This window comes from Roseibium denhamense, assembly GCF_009711415.1.
Taxonomy (GTDB): Bacteria; Pseudomonadota; Alphaproteobacteria; order Rhizobiales; family Stappiaceae; genus Roseibium; species Roseibium denhamense.
Genome location: NZ_SMLZ01000045.1, coordinates 1 through 1077 on the forward strand (window position 1 = coordinate 1; position 1077 = coordinate 1077).

A 1077-nucleotide genomic window follows, 5' to 3' on the forward strand; every position below is an offset into this window, starting at 1 on the left:
TCTTCTCGGAAAAACTCTGTGATGACGGGGCCTGCGGGTTCAGGTTCTGGCTCGCTAACAGCGACCGGCTCTGGCGCCGGCTCGGCGGCTTGAGCCACTTGAACCACTTGTGCCATGGCTGCTTGGAATCCGTCCGTATCAGCCGCGTCAAAATACTGTCCGCGGCCAGCATTGGCGATGCATTGCAGCTGGTCCTTGGCTTCTTTGTCGACGTCAAACCCCACGACATGGACTTTCATATCCACGCCCAAATACTGCGAGAGGGCAGCATTTGAGCAAGGATCCGCGTCGCACGTCTCGATACCGTCAGATATCAAAACCACCGCCTTTTGCCGGTCTGTCGGTTCGGTTTTTGAGAGTTGAGTAATGGCCAGGGTCAAGGACAGGGCCATAGGTGTCTTGCCAAGGGGCGTGATCCCGGCAATCGACGATTTGATGTCATCGCGTGTCGATCCCACCGCGTTCAGCGTCATGAAATCGGTGCAGCTTTCCTTGCTTTGGGTCCCGTAGGTCATCAGGCCAACCCTTGCCCCCTCAGGGACATCGTCGACCAGACGGCTGAGTGTATCCTTGGCGGTCGTGATCTTTGCGACCTTGTCGATCTGGCCCCACATCGAGCCGGAGCCATCCAAAATAAACAGAATATCTGTAGAACTTGCCTGCGCCGCAGCGCTCATGCAGCTGATTGCCGTGGCGGTAATCAATGCTTTTTTTGTTGCTTTGAAAGTACTGGCGATTCTCATTCCGATCTCCAAGTTTTTTTCAAATAGAAAGACCTATTTCACAGCATGAGTGTACTTAAAATCTCAGATTAATTTGTGTCAATTGTCACATTAATGCTCGTTGATTTGTTCGCGATCACACAGTGGAAAGAGTCAGATGCACAAGTGATCGTTTGGCGGCATATGGTAAATGAATTCAGCCGGAGTTTGCGTGCGCGATCAGGCAGAGTGCCTGCGAATAATTCCCGCCGCGTCCCTCAGCCCGGAACCGGTCCAGCAAACAGTAGACACTCCTGAAATGCACATGTGAGACATTTTAGTCCGGCGTGGAGTTTCAAGTCTAAATGCAACACCA

At 52.5% G+C, this 1077-nt stretch carries 1 protein-coding gene; it reads right to left on the bottom strand.

Annotated features, from left to right (window positions below; translation table 11 throughout):
• Positions 1 to 743 (bottom strand): vWA domain-containing protein (locus E1180_RS00150; RefSeq protein ID WP_155189073.1); only part of this gene is annotated, 743 nt, incomplete at its 3' end.
• Positions 744 to 1077: the final 334 nt, after the last annotated feature.